Here is a 17,162-nt window from a genome sequence, read left to right on the forward strand (position 1 = left end):
TTTGGGTGATCAGCACAGTGACTTCGGACCCGCTGCTTCGATGACGCTCTACCTGCCCGAGGATATGCGCTGGCTGGGCTGGATCGCGGGCGCCGAATGGCCGGACGGGGACGAGGACAAGGCCTGGGCGGTCTCGGAGGCCTGGAAAGACGGCTCCGATGAGGCATTCGGCCTGCTCGCCGCTATCGCCGCGGCCAAGGAAGCTGCTGTCGCGGCATATCCGGCGGGTGCGGCCCGGGATGAGATCGCGGCTCTCTACGACCAGCTCCGCATCGGCGATCAGTCGCTCGAGGCGCTGGCGCAGAGCATGCTCGAAACCTCGGATACCACTTTCGATTTCGGTACCGAACTGCAGGCAGCGAAACTCAATATCATCATCACGCTGTGCTGGCTCGCCGTCGAAATTGCGCTGGCCTGGCTTTTTCCGCCCACCGCGCCCGCGGCCGAGGCAGCGGCCGTCGGCACGACGCAGGGGATCATGCTGACCATCCGTCAGGCGACCCAGCGAACACTGCAGAACCTGGCCGCGAGGTTGGGTGCCCCGAAGATCGAGCGGAGTTTCTGGCGCAACCTGGCCAACGGCAAACCGACGAAGCCCACCGCCGCCGACTGGGGTCAGCTGGGCGAGGAGGTGCTCCAGGGCGCGGCGGAGGAAGGGCTGATCAACGGGGCGGTCCAAGGCGGCCAGATGGCCGACGGAAAGCGGGACGAGTTCAACGGTGAGGAATTCGGCCTGAGTGTTCTCGCCGGTGGCGCCGCGGAACCGGTCGGGTCGCTGGTGGCCCGGGGGATGAACAAGAGCATCAGCAAGGGCTTCGGCAATACCTTCGATACGAACGTGTGGGGGCGGATGGCCCGGAACGCGGTGGTGGGCGGTAGCGCGGACGGTGTCGCCGGGATTTTCGGCAGCCTGCTCGTCGCCGGTGTCTCCGGGCAGAGCCTGAGCGAGAGCATCACCGGTATCGGGGTGGCCGGCGGATTCATCCAGGGCGGCATGGTCGGGGCGGCGGACCCGTCCACCTTCCACGGCGGGAGCATGTTCGGGCGGTCGGCGTCGAGCGACTGGTTCCCCGGCGGCGGCAGCGGGCAGATCGGCTCGGAATTCCTTCCCGGACCCGGCGACGGTTCCGCGCCCGGGGAGGTACCGCGGAATCTTCCGCCGGAAGACGGAGGCCGTGGGAATCAGGCTTCCTCCCCACCGGGCGGGCAGGAGGGGCAGAATTCTCCGGGCGGTCCGGCTACCCGGCCGAGCTCCGGGGAATCACCCTTCGGGAACAATCAGCAGCCGCCGGGCGGCCGGCAGTCGTCCGGGGAAACGTGGACCGGCGCGGAAGTAGGGTCCCCGGCCGGTCGGTCTCCCTTGGGCGGCGACGAAAGGCCGGGAGACCAGAACTCTTCGCGTTCGGGCCCGAACGGCGATCGGCCCGGCGACAACAGCACCCCGCTGACTTCGGATCCGGCCGGCCACGGAAACGGCGAATCGCGGCAAGGGCCGTCGCAGCAGCCGTCCACCACCGAGACTCCGGACCCGGCACAGCAGCAAGTTCCGGAGAATTCGGGCAACGGTGACGCGCCGGTGCCGAACACGCCGGGCGAGACCGGGCAGCCCGGTGATCAGCAGCAACCGAGCTCCACGCCGGTCACCGCGGCCGGTGGCGAGACGCCGGCCGATCCGGGCGGGAGCGAGCAGAGCTCGACCGATCAGCGCGGCGGTGGTCAGGAGACGTCCGAATCGGAGGTTACCGGCCAGGACGGCCCACAGTCTCCGGCCGGTGGCGAAGAGGCAGAATCTCGAGGCGGCGGCCACGATGAGCAGGACTCCGCGGCCGGACAGGAAGCGGTGGCGAAGCCGGAAACCGGCAGCGGGCCGAATTCCCCGGACGGCGATCCGAAAGCTGTTACCGGCGAGGATAACTCGGAACCGGCCGCAGGGGACAATGGATGGCGTGGGACGGACGGTCAGCGAGTTCCCGGGCCGCTGGACTCGGTTACGCAGCCGGATGAAACCCATTCGACAACGTCGGTTCCGCCTGGGACGCCGCCGGTCGGGTCGATCTCGGCGGGCCCGCCCACTTCGGTCGTGCCGGGCGCTGCGACTCCCGGTATAGCGGGTCCGGGCACCTCCGGCCCAGCGGCTACCGGGCCGAATTCCCCGGCTGCCGGTGCCCCGAATTCGAGCACCACGGGCGGATCGAATTCGACTGTGGCCACGAATTCGGCCACCGGAAAGGATTCATCCGGGGAACAGTCCAGTCCGAGATCGAGCGCGCAGTCCGGGTCTCATCCGGGGCCGCGGAGCGCGTCGGAACGCACCACTTCCGGGGGGCCGCGATCCGACGAGCAACCTCGGGCGGGGACGGCCGGTCCGGGTGCACCGGACGGGTCGGACGGGAACGACGCACAGATCTCGGCCTCGCGAACCGAGCGCATGGGCACCGATCCCGTTGTACCCGAAGTGAATACCACGGTCGCCGACCCCGTCTCACCGACGCGCAACCCGGTACATCCGCAGTCCGATCAGAGCATCCCTCGGCCGGCGCCGAACGATTCCGAGCCACCGCGGCCCAAGCGGTCGTTCGCGGAATCGGAATCCGAAGCGCCCCCGCCGAAAAGGATGCGAACCGACGATTCGCCGAAACCGGTGCCGAACCAGCCGGAAGCGCGGACCGCGCCTGGACCGCAGCCCCCGGGCCCGGTCACGCAGCAGGGGCCGGTTCCGGTTCCGGTGACCACCGCTGCGCAGAATGCGCCGGCACCGAGCCCGGTCCCGCGGTCGGGTCCGCAGGCGCCCGGGTCGTCACGGAATCCCGCCCAGCAGGTTCCGGGGGCGCAACAGCCGCCGGAGCCCAAGTACCGGCTACCGGAACCGCCGATGCGACTGTCCGACCCGGCGGGTACCCGGGTGCTGGGGCCGCGGCTGCTCGCGGAGCTCGAAGATCCGGCGCTACAGCAAGCCGTCGAAGATACCTTGCGGGATTCCGGCGGGAAATTCCGCAAATACGCTGATCCGCGCGCAGTGATGGCCAACGGTAAGCGGTACGGCGACCAGATCAACCCCGGCTGGCCGGACGCGCTCGGCCGGCGCAACAATTGCCTCGACTGTGTGATGGCCGGCTTGTCGAGCTTCCTGGGCCTGCCGCGGGTCGCCCTGCCACGGCATCCCGATATCGTGGACGGCAAGCTGGATAATCGCAGCGGTGAGGCCAGCGGTGACAGCCGGCTGCTCCATATGCTACGGACCGTTCCCAATAACTTCCGCACCGGGAACAGGACCGTCCCCGAACAGTTCACCGCCATCCACGAGTATGTGAAAGCACTGGGTCCGGGGTCGGCGGCCGTGATCCACAACACGTGGCAGGCGGCCGATCGCAGCACCAGGATGCCACTGTTCAAGGACGGCAAACCTGTCGACGGCCCCTCACATGTCACGCTGGTGGTGTTCCCGGATGATCCCGGCGTCACAGAACCCATCTGGTGGGATCCGCAGGCCGGCCGAATGTCGGTCGGGCCGACCGAGTGGATGATCCAGGATTCGACCAAAGTCGATTTCACGCCGATCCCGCCGGGCCGTTCCGTGGCCGGCACCTCCACCGCTACCGTCGCGCCGACGGTTCCGGTGCCGCCGCCGGCGCCGGTCCAACTGCTACCGGGGTCGGTGCTCGAACCGGTGCACAAACGCCCGGATCCGCCGCAACGGCTACAGGACCCGTCGCGAACACGCCGCATCGGCCCCGGCGGCCTGCGGCCCCTCGAACATCCCGGTTTACAGAAGTCGCTGGAGGATGTGCTGAGGGGGAGCGACGGACGTTTCGTAGCCGGTTTCGACCCGCGAACCTATCCGACGCCGGAGACTCCGGTCGCCGCGATGATCAATCCCGGTGGGCCGTTGATATCGGGGCGCGGCACCAACAAATTCGATGCCGCGATCTCGGCGCTGTCGTCCTTTTTCGGGAACCCGCAGGTTGCCCTGCGCCGGTATCCCGACGGGCCTCGCGGGGCGTACGACAACCGTGATGAGCGGGACGGACCCGGCCGCGCCTTCACGTGGTTGCAGAGTTTGCCGGACAATTACAGCTATTCCACCCCGGTGCGCAAGCAGTACCTGGGGCTGCACAATCGCATCAAGCGACTCGGGCCGGGGTCGGCGGCTCTGGCGCTTCGTGGAATACCGACGCTCGATCCCAGAACCGGAGCGCCGGTGCGGGATCGCCAGGGCGCACCCGTCTTTTCCCGCATCGACCCGATGGTCGTCGTCTACCCGACCGCCGTGGATCCGGCCACCACGCCCGGCCCGGTGTGGTGGGACCCGGTGACCGGAGAAACCTGGGATCGGCCGACGGACGATGTGATCGGTGGCAGTACCGGGGTCGGCTTTATCACGATCCCGCCCGGACGCGCGGTGGATTCCACCCCGCCACCGAGCACGAGCCCCTCGTCGCCACCCAGCACTGGCCCCGTGCTGCCCGCGGATCCCGCCGGTACGCCGTGGCACCTGCGGCAGCGTATCCGCCGGCTGTTCACTTCGCATCAGGACCCGTCACCGGCACCCGTTGCGCAGGAGCCGGTGCCGGTGGAGGACTCCGAACCCGCGACCGAGCTGCCGCCACCGCCACCGGCCGCCCCGGAGGCACGGCCCCCGGACTCGGCCACGCAGCCCGCTGCCGAGTCCGACGGCGTCCCCGAGACACCGATCGGCTCGCCGCGCCGGTTCACCGACAACGAGGAGGGCCAGCGGTACGGCGACGAGCGGTTGGGGCATATCTATCCCGAACTGCCGCGGTCGCAACAGGACGCGGCATTCATGTACACCGATGCGTCGATCTCGGTGAACCGGGTGCTGCGGGCCGAGCACGAAGACCTGGACACGTACTTCACGGAGTTGTATGCGCAGAGTGCTTCGTGGCAGGTCCTGTCGAAACTGACCGATCCGGTCCGGCCGGACAGTGGTGATCTGTCGAATGCCGATCGCTCGAACCTGACCACGCAGCAGCAGGATCTGGTGGACGAGGTGCTGGGCCGGCCCGATCCGGTGGCGTATATGCGTTCGATACGGGAGGGGCATCGGATGCTGAACCGGCTGCGTGCCTGGCTGGACGACGAACCTTCGCGGCCGGTGTTCGAGCAGCGGATAGCCGAGATCGATGCGGCTGTTTCGCATCCGGTACCGGAGGCTGTGCACACGATCCGTGCGCTACGCACAGTCGAATACCTGGTCGCGAGCGACGGTGCGCCACTGGGCGATCGCGACCCCACGCTGCTGGCGGGTACGCGGCAGCGGGACCCGGCCTATCTGTCGACCTCACTGGGATCGACACCGGCCTTCGAAGAAGCACCCGTCTGGCTTGATCTGGTGGTTCCCGAGGGATCTCCCGCACTGTGGATGGGAAGTACCGGCGCGCACGACGGCGAACGTGAGCTGTTGCTACCGCGGGGGATGCACTACGAGATCACCGGCGTAACCCGGGCCGGCCGCATCGACGAGGGTGGGCCGGAGTGGTTGGTTCAGGCGAAGCTGGTTGCGGATACCGAGGTGAAACCGGATGCCACTGAGGCGGATCCGCGACGGGAGACAGCGGACGACCGGTCGGCGCCGGATACGCGCCGGGATCCGCCCGCACGCGACGGCCGGGACGCACAGCAGGTCGTGATGGTGGGGCCGGCTCGGGAGCTCGCTGATCCTTCCCCCGATGCCCCGGTTTCGTCTCCAGCACGCCGGCCCGCTACCGGCGATCAGGGCATTACGAGGCCGGTCGGGCTTTTCGGTCCGCTCCCCGCCACGTCCGGTGCGGATACGAAGCCACCTGTGGCCGCGGCGCTCGATAACGCCGAGATCGAAGCGCTGACCAGCGCGTTCGAATCACTGACGCTGAAGGACCCAGGACCGGGTCCGGAGCAGCAGACATCGGAGCTCCGGTCCGCACAGCATTCTGATCCGGAGTCGCAGTCCGATCCGGAGTCGCAGCCGGATTCGGAGTCGCAGTCCGATCCGGAGCCGCGGTCCGATCCGGAGCTACAGCTCGATGCGACGCCGTTGAACGTGCCCTCGGAGCCGGACGTGGTGGGTCGCGATGGGGACATCGAGATGAGCGATGCCGCTACCGCCCGTAGCGATATCGCCGATGACGATATCGAGATGGGCGATGCGGCTGCCGCCCTTGGCGATACCGCCGATGACGATGCGGAAATGCTGGATGTCGATTCGTCGCCGGAGCCGCAGCAGGACCAACAGCATCCGGTGCCGGAGCAGCAGCAGGTTGAACAGTCCCCGGCGCCGCAGTCCCTGGCACCCGCTCCGCCGGACAAGAAGCGGTTCCCGCCGTCGAAGGTGCCCAGCCCGGCGAGCAGCCGGGTATATGGTCCGGGACTGCTTGCACCACTGGAGGTTCCGGATCTGCAACGGCAGTTCGAAGACAGTATGCGGGGGGTCGACGGGAAACCGGTGCGGTACGCCGATCCGCGCACCTTCCTGATCGACGGTCAGCCCCTCGGCAAGGTCATCAATGTCGATCCCACCCTGCCGGGACGGCAGAAGAACTGCATCGACTGTACGTTGGCGGCGATTTCGACGTTCCTCGGATTGCCGTTGCTGGCAGTTCCGCACTATCCCGATATCGTGGACGGGGTCGCCGTCGGTGTGGAGGCGGAAGGGGCGACCGGTATCAGCCGGATTCGCCAGATGTTCCGGACCGATTTCGACAGCTACGCCGGAGACGGCCGATCGATAGCGGACCAGTTCCAGGCGATCCATGCCTACATCAAGAGTCTCGGCCCCGGGTCGTCGGCGGTCATCCGTAACACCTGGTCCGAGAACGACCCGGTGACCGGTCTTCCCACGGCCGGTGACGGGCATGCGACAGCGGTTGTCTTCCCGGAGGGGGCCGACGAACCCCTGTGGTGGGATGCGCAGAGCGGCGACTGGTCCGACCGGCCGCCGGAGAAGATGGTTCGCGACTCGATCTCGGTCGGATTCCTGCCGATCCCCCCGGGGAGCGGCGTTCTCGAGCCGTTCTCCGCGCCGGCGACGAATAATGCTGCGGCACAGTCGAATACGCTGGCAACGCAACCGGCGGCGGCAGGCACCAGCGGGGCCACTCATGCGCCGATGCACGTGCCGAACCCTGCGGACAGTCGCCGCTTCGGCCCCGGCTTCCTGGATCCGGTGCAGCACCCCTCCGAGCAGAAAAGCCTCGAGGACGCTTTGCGCGTCGATGGCGGATTCCTGGTGGGTGCGGACCCCAGTACCTTCCCGACACCGGATAATCCGATCGGAATCATGGTCAACGCCGGCTGCCCGGGGACAGCGGACCGCTTGACCAACCATACCGATGCCATGATGGCGTCGCTGTCGACATTCCTCGGTGCTCCGCTGTCCGCCGCGTCCCGCCATACGGATGCCGACGGTACCTACAGCCCCCGGGATGAAATAGACGGCTATAAGCGCGCCATTCATTGGCTCGGGACCCAGCCGTCCGAATTCCTGGGCGATCTACCGATGGCGCGGCAGTTCGAAGAACTCGGCACACTGGTGCAGAATTCCGGTCCCGGTTCGGCGGCAATGGGCCTCAGTTTCGGACTGGAGAAGGATTCGCAGGGCCGAGTGGTGCTCGGCGCCGACGGCAAGCCGGTCATCCGGGAGGCGCTGCCCTTCGCGATGGTCTATCCGCCGTCTGCGCCGGGGCCGCTGTGGTGGGATGCGGTAACCGGGCAGTGGGTTACCGAGGCCCCCGAAGCGCTGGCGCGGAGAACGGATGTATTGAATTTCGTTCCGATCCGGCCGGGTACGGTTGTCGCGCCGGCCACGAGCCCGCCACCGGGGGCTGGTATTGCCCCGGCACAACCGGTTGTCACCGGGCCGCGGAATCAGGATTCGCGCCAGGAATCGCCCGCCGTGAGTTCCGTAGCCACGGATCCGGGGCGGGCTGCCGAGGATTTCGCGGGTCTCGGCCCGGCGGGTGCTGCCGGGAGCTCCCGGAACGACGCGGTTCCATCGCCGCGGGAACCCACCGCCGGTGACCACTCTGGCAAGAAGGGAGTTTCGGATGAAGGGGTCGGCGATGAACCTGCCGCTGGAGAACGAGGAACAAGTTCGGGAGTACCTCCGCGAGGCACTTCCGGGCCGGGCGTACCTGATCGGCCGGATGCCGATCGGGGCATGGCTGATCCAGCCGGAGATCAGCCGGCAGGACCGGGAGACGGGCCGGTCGATCGGGATGTCGAGTCTGGTGGTGAACGCGGATACCGGGGTGATCCTGGAGTATCCGAGCTGGTCGGGCCGGATGATCACCGAGGACTACACCGAGTCGGCAACGACCGGCCGGGCTCCGTCGGCACGGCAGATCTATCCGCGGCAGACCCGGATCGAATTGCTGCGGATCGAGGAGAGCCCGGACCGGATCGAATACCGGGTCAACGTGCAGTCCGAAGTGAAACCTCCGGAACAGTTCTCGATGGTGATCGACAAACAGACCCGGTTACCGCAGCCGACGAGGAGCGACGCGATGGTAGCCGCGGCGTGGGCGAGCTGGAGCCAGGAGCAGCGCGGAACGTGGCCGGAGATCGGGACCACGGAGTACTGACACCGAGGCCGGCGCCGGAGTCCGCGGGATCCGATCCGTCGTCTCGGCTCGTACCGGCCACTGGTGGGTCCGTGCAGCGCGGCGGGCCGTGGCGCGCCGGCCGTCCGGATGTGGAGACGGGTGGTCTTTTCCGATCGCTGTACCGGCTCCGCGGCGAGAATCGGCCGGCCGGCTCCACATCGCGACCGGCGGTCCGGCGGTTCACGCCCGAGGAACTGGAGCTGATTGCGCAACCCGCCGCGGACCGATTCGCCAAGGTGTACGGGCCCATCGAAGAGGAAACGCACCAGATCCGGGTGGAACAGGCGCTGCGCAAGCGCGACGGCTCCTTCGCACAGTTCCAGAACCCGGACACATTCACTGTGCGGCCGGGCGACCGTATGACCTTCGGCCGGCTCATCAACGGTCCCTTCGGGCGGGTGCCCGGCCGTAGTACCAACTGTGATGACACCGCATTGTCGCTACTGGCCAGCTTCTACGCCAAGCCGCAGGTAGCCGCGCCGAGAATCGGTCCGCACGCTGTGGTGCGCTTCCTGCACGCCGGTCATTGGAAGGCGACGCGCCTGCTCGGTAGCCGGCCGGTCTCGTTCGAAGACGACGGCACCGGCCACCACCGAACCCCCGGTCAGCAGTATGCCGCCGCTTTCCGGCGGATTCAGGCGCTCGGGCCGGGAACAGCGGCATACATCAAAATATTCTGGCAAGAGAGAATCGGCGGGGGCCACGCCAGCACCATCGTCTATCCAGAGGGTGACAGCTCCCCGGTCTTCTACGAACCGCAGTGGGGCGAGTGCACGGATCTGCGGCAGCTGCGCGACGAAACGGAACATGTCGAGTTCATCATCGGTACACCCGAACTCGTCCTCGCTGCCGCCGCGGCGCGGCGGCAGCTCGAACAATCGCTGAGCGACGGTAACGGTGGTTACGTCGCCTACCAGGATCCGGGAACCTATACCTCGGTACCCGGAGGTAAGCCGTTCGGAGAACTGATCGTTCTCGATGGCGGGTCCCGGCTGCCGAGCCGGCTCAGCTTCTTCGAGGCGGCGTTCGCGGCAACCACAAGTTTCCTCGGTCTGCCACGCATAACGGTGCCCAACTGGGATCACCTGAACAAGGATGGAAAGCCCACCCCTTACGCCGAAATCTTCGCCGGCGCCGCCCGAGAAGCGGAACAGTTCTTCGGAAAACCGTTCATCCACCTGGCGGACGGCCGTCCATCCGAACAGAAATACCTCGACGTATACGACGAGGTCGCGAATTCGGGACCCGGGACAGTGGGTTTCATTTTCGCCGAGTGGGCAGTGCCCGGCCCGGACCACCCTTCCGGAACCGGGCTACTGGTGGTCTATCCGAAACCGCTCGATGGCACCGCCACCCGGCCGGTGTACTGGGACCCGGTGACCCGGCAGACATTCTCGCAACTTCCGGACCTGGCTCATTACGCTCCCCCCGGCGCCCAGCTACATGTCATCACCACCACCGCCGCGGACATGCTGGCCCGTTTCGAGGCCACCAAGAGCGGTGGGGCGAGCGGCTTCATCCGCGAGATCGACGAACTCGAACCGCGAATTACCGAGGTGTCCGAGAGCGGGCCGGATTCCGAGACCACCCAGGCCACCGAGGAACCGCCGGCCCGCCCATTCGAAACCGGCTCACGGGCCGTGCCGCGGCTGTTCGCCGAAACCGGTTCGCCTTTCCGCTTGCGGGATCGTTTCCGCAACGTGGTGCGGTCACAGCCGGAGCAGCCTGCACCGGCCCCGGAGGCTGCGGTGGTCCCGCAGGCCGGGGTGATACGACGCTTCACGCCCGAGGAACTGGAGATCATTCCGCAACTTTCCGACGATCGCACGCGGACCTTCGGGGCGATCGAACTGCCGTCGTTCCATACCGATCTGAAGGATGCGCTGCGCCTTCGCGATGGAAGTTTCGCGCAGTTCCAGAATCCGGCGACCTTCACGATGGTGCGGGGCGGCCCGGCTTTCGGGTCGCTCATCAACACACGCCTGGGCATGGGCGTATGGGGTCGTACGGACAACTGCCAGGACGTGACGCTTTCACTGCTGGTCACGGTCGCGGGTAAGCCTCAGGTCGCGGCGCCCAGGTCGCGCGCGTTCGCGGAGGACTACTTCGCGTGCGGAGCAGAGCAGGCGTCGCGGTTCCTGGGTAACGGCGAAGTGTCCTTCGACAACGGTTCCCGGTCGGTTGCCGACCAATACCGAGCCGCGCACGACCATATCCGTGCGCTGGGGCCCGGCACGCTTGTGTATGTCAGCACTACCTGGCACAAAACGGACGCCGGCGGCACGCCGCTGTACAACAACGGTGAACCGATAACCGATGGCGCTCACGCGACGGCCGTTCTGTATACGGAAGGTGCCGACGGGCCGGTGTGGGCAGATGCGCAGCACCGGAATATGACCGATGGCCCGCCCGGGAAGTTCCTTGCGAAATCGGCGTCCGTTGTGTTCCGGATCGGCACGCCCGATCTGATATCGGCCGCCGCACGGCAGCGCCGCGCACTCGAGGATGCGTTGAGCGACGGGAAGGGTGGGTTTGTCGAGCACCAGCATCCGGGCTCGTACAGCTCGGTGCCCGGAGGCAGGCCTTTCGGGAAGCTGATCCATCTCGGCGGTGGCTTCCCGGCCGGGGGGCGGCACAACCGACTGCGGTCGGTGTACGCGTCGGCGGCGAGTTACGCCGGTCGCCCCCGTATCGCCGTCCCGAACTGGGATCGGTTGAACGAAGCCGGCCGTCCGGCCGCGGACACTGGTCTGTCCGAGCTACGTTCCTATCTGGCGACGCAAGAGTTCGGGGCGCCACCGACCTCTCTGGCCACGAACAACCGAACGGTCGAGCAGCAGTTCACCGAGGCCTTCGATCACGTCGGGAAACTGGGTACCGGGGCGAGGGGACTGGTCCAGATATCGCGGCCCGCCGACGGCTCCCGGGGTGAGCCCGTATCAGAATTACTATTGATCTACCCGGATTCGGCGAGTGAGCCGGTGTGGTGGGATACGTTGGCGGAGAAGACGTTCTCCCATAGTGAGGCGCTGACCGACTACGCTCCCGGCGCCGAAGAGATTTCCTTCGTCGCGATCCAGGGCACGGCGCCGGCGAACCCCGCGGCCGGATCGGCGCGCCCGGCGGTCCCCGCCTCCGGTATACCGGCGGTATCGGCGGATAGGTCCGGAACTACGCTCGGCGACGATCCAGGGAGCACGATCGTCGAAATCGACGACAGCCCCGAGGCGGCCGACAGCGGGGCAGCCGGTATCCCGCAGGGCGGGCCCGGCGGCGAGTCCGCGGACCATCGGCAGATCTGGTATCACGGGCACGGTCGGCCGCAACGCGTACGCCCGAAGGAGTGGTCACTGCCCGGCGATTTCCACCCGCCCGAGCCCACGGACCACCCGTGGCTCCCTGAAGGCGCAGTGGCGGACGACGGTGACGGGATCCTGGAATCCGGTGGGCCGGGTGCGGATGATCCGGTGGATACCGACGGAGCCGCCGGCCGGCCGGACCCACCGGATGTGGATAAACCGTTCACGTTGAAGTGATCGACAGCGGCGGGGCCACCGGGCCCCGGCGGGGAAGTGGAGAGGCGATATGCCCGATCAATGGGAAACTCCGGAGCAGGTACGCGGGTACATCGCCCGAGCTTTCGACACAGACCGTGAATTCGCGGTATATCCCACCGAATTCGGCTGGGTGTGCCGGGAGGAGCGCGACGATGACGACCCCGAGGCCGGGATGGGGCAGGGCAACTATGTGGTGAACCGGCAGACCGGAGTGATCACCGCGCACGGCAGCCTGCATCCGATAATGATCGGCGAAATGTACGACGAGGACATCCGGTCCGGCGAACCGGTCCAGGGCTACCAGGTGTACCCGCCGACCTGGGAGATCCACGTCGACCGGGTGCGCGACACACCGGAGATGGTCGAATATCGGGTCCGCGGCCGGTCACTTACCGAACCACCCGAAGAGCCGCCGACGGAGCATCTGCTGACCATCGACAAGCGAACGTATCACTACCACACCGATTCGGCGGAAATCCACGTGACGTGCAGTCATACGGTCACCTGGTCCGAATCGCGATTGCGTCGCGACGGAACCTGGCCGGCCACCGGAATCCTGCGCGCCTGAACGATCCCGGGGTCCGGCTGCCCGGTGCGTGATCGTCGGCAGGCCCGGATCCACCGGAACGGGCGCGAGCACAGCCCGGTGCCGGCGGCCGCGGTGTACCAGCCGGTTTCGTCGGAATATGGCGCCGAATTCGCTCGGGGGCCACCGGGAATTCAGCGATGAGCGGCAGAATCGACACGGCCTACACGACCCTGGTCCGCGTTCCCGAACCGTCGGAGCTGTGCCGCTATGAGTTTGTACCTGCCTCCGGAGCTACGCTGGCTGGGCTGGATAGCGGGTGCGCAATGGCCGGACGGGGACGAGGACCAGGCGTGGGCAGTCGCCACGGTCTGGCAGGAGGGTAGTAACGAGCTGTACACCCTGCTCGCCGAGATCGACAAGGCCAAGCAGGCCACAATGGCGGCGTACCCGGAGGGCGCGGCCCGCGACGAAATGGGTGCGCGGTACGACCTCCTGCGCAGCGGTGACCAGTCGCTGGAACAGCTCGCGAAATCGATGGAGGCCCAATACGGTTCGACCTTCGATATGGGTACCGAGTTGCAGGCCACAAAACTCACGATCATCGTCACGCTGTGCTGGCTGGCGGTCGAGATCGCCTGGGCATGGTTGTTTCCGCCGACGGCGCCGGCTGTGGAGGCGGCGGCGATCGCCTCCACCCGTTCGTACCTCAAGATCATTCAGGATTTCGTGCAGAAGACCATCGCGAACATTGCTACCCGCGCAGGCGCGCCGGTGGCGAAACGGCATTTCTGGAAAGAGCTCGCAAAAGGCAATCTGGTTGCGCCCACAGCGAAGGGCTGGGGTGTATACGGCGCCCGCGCCGCGGAGGGTGCCGTCGTTCCGATGGCGATCAACGGCAGTATCCAAGCGGGCCAGATCGCGGACGGGAAACGACGTTCGTTCAACGGCCAGGAGTTCGGTCTTTCGGCCCTGGGTGGTGCCGCCGGCGCTGTCCCGGCTCGTGAATTCGGACGGTACCTGGGCGAAGCGATCGAGAAGGTCGCCGGCAAATATCTGAACAATTTCGCCGGCCGGACGGCCAACGGTATGTTCATCGGCGCCATGTCCGACGGAGTCGGCGCAGTATTCGGAAACCTGGCCACCGCACTGGCGGCCGGCGGCGATTTCTCCGCGTTCAGCAACGGTCCGGGCTGGGTCGGAAACTTCGCGCAAGGCGGTCTGGTGGGCGGTGCCCGCGGTGCCTCGGCGTTCAACAGCTATGTGCCGAAGTCCAGCGACGGGTTCACCGATATGTCGGCCTTCCGGAAAGACCATTGGTTGCGCGGCAATGCCTGGCGCTTCCCCAAGTACGACGGGCCGGGGTCGTTCGCTGTCCGTCCCGATAGCAAATTCATTATCAGAACAAGCGGAAACACTCCTCCGCAGAACACAACCGATGGTGGTACCGGCGGCGGGAACGGTGGTACTGGAGGCCAGAGCAACGGCGGTGTCCAGAACGACGGTGGTGTCCAGAACAACGGTGGCGCTCAGAACAGCGGCGGTGTCCAGAACAGCGGCGGTGTTGAGAACAGCGGCGGTGTTGAGAACAGCGGCGGTGTTGAGAACAGCGGCGGTGTTGAGAACAGCGGCGGTGTTGAGAACAGCGGCGGTGTCCAGAACAACGGCGGCAGCAGCCAGAGCGGTCCGGCCGTGGTCCCGCAATCGGCGCAGAACTGGGCGAGCACCATGCCGCAGAGTCAGTGGTTCACGCCGGCCGGGGAGACGCCGAATCTCGGGGGCAACAACTTCGGGGGCGAAGCGAACTGGTCACCTGGGCAAGGGGGCGGTCTCGGAGCCACCGCGCCGCAGAACGGGGGCTTCGATCCTACGTTCGGCTACACGACGTGGGACTCGGATACGGGGAGTACCGGCGAACGTCCGCTGTCGTATTCCGATGGTGGCTACGACCCGCCGGTATCGCGGTGGTCGGATTCGGATGCGGGAAGTTTCATCGAGCGTCCGGTGTCGCCGTTGTCGGAATCGGACAGTATTTACGATCGTCCACTGTCGCCGGTATCCGATTCGGAAAGCATCTACGATCGCACGCTGTCGCCGTCCCAGGATCACGGGATCGATCCGGCACACGGCGACATAGCGGGGCAGTCCGGCTTCGGGGGGAGCAACAATGGTTCCACCCCCGTATCGCAACCCGCGCCTACTCCGCAGCAGACCCCAACGACGCAGCAACAGGTACCTCCGCCGGGAACATCGCAACAGCCGGCCGCGCAACAGGTCTCATCGCCTGCCCAGCAACAGCCTGCTGCCCACCAGCATTCGCAACAGCAGCCACCGCCGAACTTCTCCCGCCCGATACCAGGTGGCGGTGTGGCACCGATCGGGGTTGCGATAACGGGTGACGGGTCGATCTCCGCATCGCAACAGACCCCGTCGCCCACGCAACACAACCCGTCTACCCAGCAGCCGACGCCGCAGACTTCACCGGCACCGCCGCAACCGCCCCCGAACTTCTCCAGGACCCTGCCGTCCCAGGAGGCGCCGCCGGTTCCGGAGCGGTCGCCGTTGCGTCCGCCGCCGGTTCCCGAGCGTTCGCCGCTGCGTCAGCCGCCGGTGGTTCAAGGGCCGGTGAATCGGGGGCCGGAGGATCCTGCGTGGTTGACTCCGTCGCGTCCGGCGCCTGCTCCGCCGGTGGGTCAGGGGCCGGTGGTGAATCGGGGGCCGGAGGATCCTGCATGGTTGACTCCGTCGCGCCCGGCGCCCGCTCCGCCGCTCGGTCAGCCGCCCGCACTGCCGCCTCCGCCGCCGCCGGGGACACTGCGGCCGTGGTGGGAAGCCCAGGGGCTGGAGCGTAATTCCCGGGAGCACTACGCGGCTGCTCGGGAGCGGTTCGCCAACGATCCGGATAATCACCATTTCATCGGCGAGGGCAAGGATGTGCGCGGAAAACCGCGACCGCAGCGCTGGCCGATGAAGGTGCCCTATCCGATCGACAAGTTCACGGCACCGGATGTTGCGGGAGACGGCTGGCTGCCCGCGGGTGCCGTACCACCGGAAGCCGACCCGGATGATCAGCCGCCGGACGACGAACCCTCGGATAACCCGGAGCCCACCGTCATCCATCCCGATGCCGTGGTCGACCCCAGCGCGACGGTCGGCCCGGGGGCGCGGGTGGATGCGGGTGCCACCGTGGGCAAGGACGCTTCGATCGGCGAACGAGCCGCCTTGGGCCCGGGTGCGGTGGTGGAACCGGGTGCCTCGATCGGCAACGGGGCCGTCATCGGCCCTGGTGTGGTCGTCCACGAGGGCGCCGTAGTGGGGAAGGGGGCGGTCGTGCACGAAGGGGCGGTGATCTTGCCCGGTGCGGTGGTGCCGGAGGGCGCGGTGGTGGAACCGGGGCAAGTGGTGGGCGGTGGCGCGGGGAACGGTTCCTCGGTCGATGTGCCGTTCACGTTGACATGATCCGGCAAGTTGCCGGAAGTGAGGAGAGAGTCATGGCAGACCGCGTAGAGGTGGACCCGGACAAGCTGGAGGCAGCCGCGAATCTCACCCAGGATCTGGCCGACGAAGTACACGGGGTCGGCAATCGAGTCCGGGAGCGGCTCGCCGGTATCGAGAACGATTCGACCAAGCAGCCGTGGGGCAACGATTCCATGGGCGAGAAGTTCATCAACGGTAAGAACAACGACGGCTACGGGTCCTCGAAACCGAACCTGTTGGACGGGGTGGACGGGATCGGCGACACCTTCGAATCCTTCGCTGCCGGGCAGCGCGACGGCGTGAATCAACTGCGTTCGATGGACGGCCAGTTCTGAGGCCGCCCGGTGGTGGGTATCGCATCGAATTTGCGTGCGCGCCACCGGGTATTAAACATTTTGCGCTGTAATCCCGGGGGTGTGGTCTTCGCGGAGTCGCACCCCATCGCCGGACCGGAAGGACTGAGGTAGCGCCGTGGTGAACGAACGCCTGCAGGAAGATATGGCGACCATGCTGTCCGGCCTGACCCATCAGATGCGCGGTATAGCGGAAGTGCAGAAGAAGCGCTCCCTCCTCACCGCCACGGTCCTCGCCGAGGAGAAGCGGATCGAGGTGACGGTGAACGCCGACGGTCTGCTCATCGACACCAAATTCGCCGACGATATCCTCGACCTGACGATGGACGAGATCGCCGCGGCCATCACCAAGGCCGTGCAGGATGCCGCGGCGCAGGTGCAGAAGAAGGCGCGGGAACTCATGGATCCGCTGCTGGAGCATCGGAATTCGCTGCCGAAGCTTTCCGAGATGATCGAGGGTGCGCCCGATCTGGCCGGCTTGATTCCCCAGCCGCTGGAAACACCGACCGTATCGCCGGATTCGCCGGACTGGCCGGGGAACAAACCGGATGAACCCGACGATTCGGGGCCGACTTCGGTTGTCGCGGACCGAGACTGACAACACCGATCTCGATGGGCCCGGTCGCCGTACCGCGGCAGGCTCCGGTCGACG

The 17,162-nt window shown here is 67.0% G+C and carries 5 protein-coding genes; all 5 read left to right on the forward strand.

Annotated features, from left to right (window positions below; all coding sequences use genetic code 11):
• The first annotated feature begins 40 nt into the window (after nucleotides 1–40).
• On the forward strand, nucleotides 41–12,133 hold the full coding sequence (locus ABZ827_RS26810) for a toxin glutamine deamidase domain-containing protein (protein ID WP_357242186.1): 12,093 nt from the start codon (nucleotides 41–43) through the stop codon (nucleotides 12,131–12,133).
• Between the two features lie 49 nt (nucleotides 12,134–12,182).
• On the forward strand, nucleotides 12,183–12,722 hold the full coding sequence (locus tag ABZ827_RS26815; protein ID WP_357242189.1) for a hypothetical protein: 540 nt from the start codon (nucleotides 12,183–12,185) through the stop codon (nucleotides 12,720–12,722).
• Between the two features lie 228 nt (nucleotides 12,723–12,950).
• Nucleotides 12,951–16,139, forward strand: coding sequence for a hypothetical protein (locus ABZ827_RS26820; protein WP_357242192.1), 3,189 nt, complete (start codon nucleotides 12,951–12,953; stop codon nucleotides 16,137–16,139).
• Nucleotides 16,140–16,171: 32 nt separating this feature from the next.
• A complete protein-coding gene (locus ABZ827_RS26825) occupies nucleotides 16,172–16,492 on the forward strand; it encodes a hypothetical protein (RefSeq protein ID WP_357242195.1) in 321 nt (106 codons plus the stop codon).
• 136 nt (nucleotides 16,493–16,628) lie between these two features.
• Nucleotides 16,629–17,108, forward strand: coding sequence for a YbaB/EbfC family nucleoid-associated protein (locus ABZ827_RS26830; RefSeq protein WP_357242198.1), 480 nt, complete (start codon nucleotides 16,629–16,631; stop codon nucleotides 17,106–17,108).
• The last annotated feature ends 54 nt before the right edge of the window (nucleotides 17,109–17,162 follow it).

This window comes from Nocardia sp. NPDC019395 (assembly GCF_040632335.1).
Taxonomy (GTDB): domain Bacteria; phylum Actinomycetota; class Actinomycetes; order Mycobacteriales; family Mycobacteriaceae; genus Nocardia.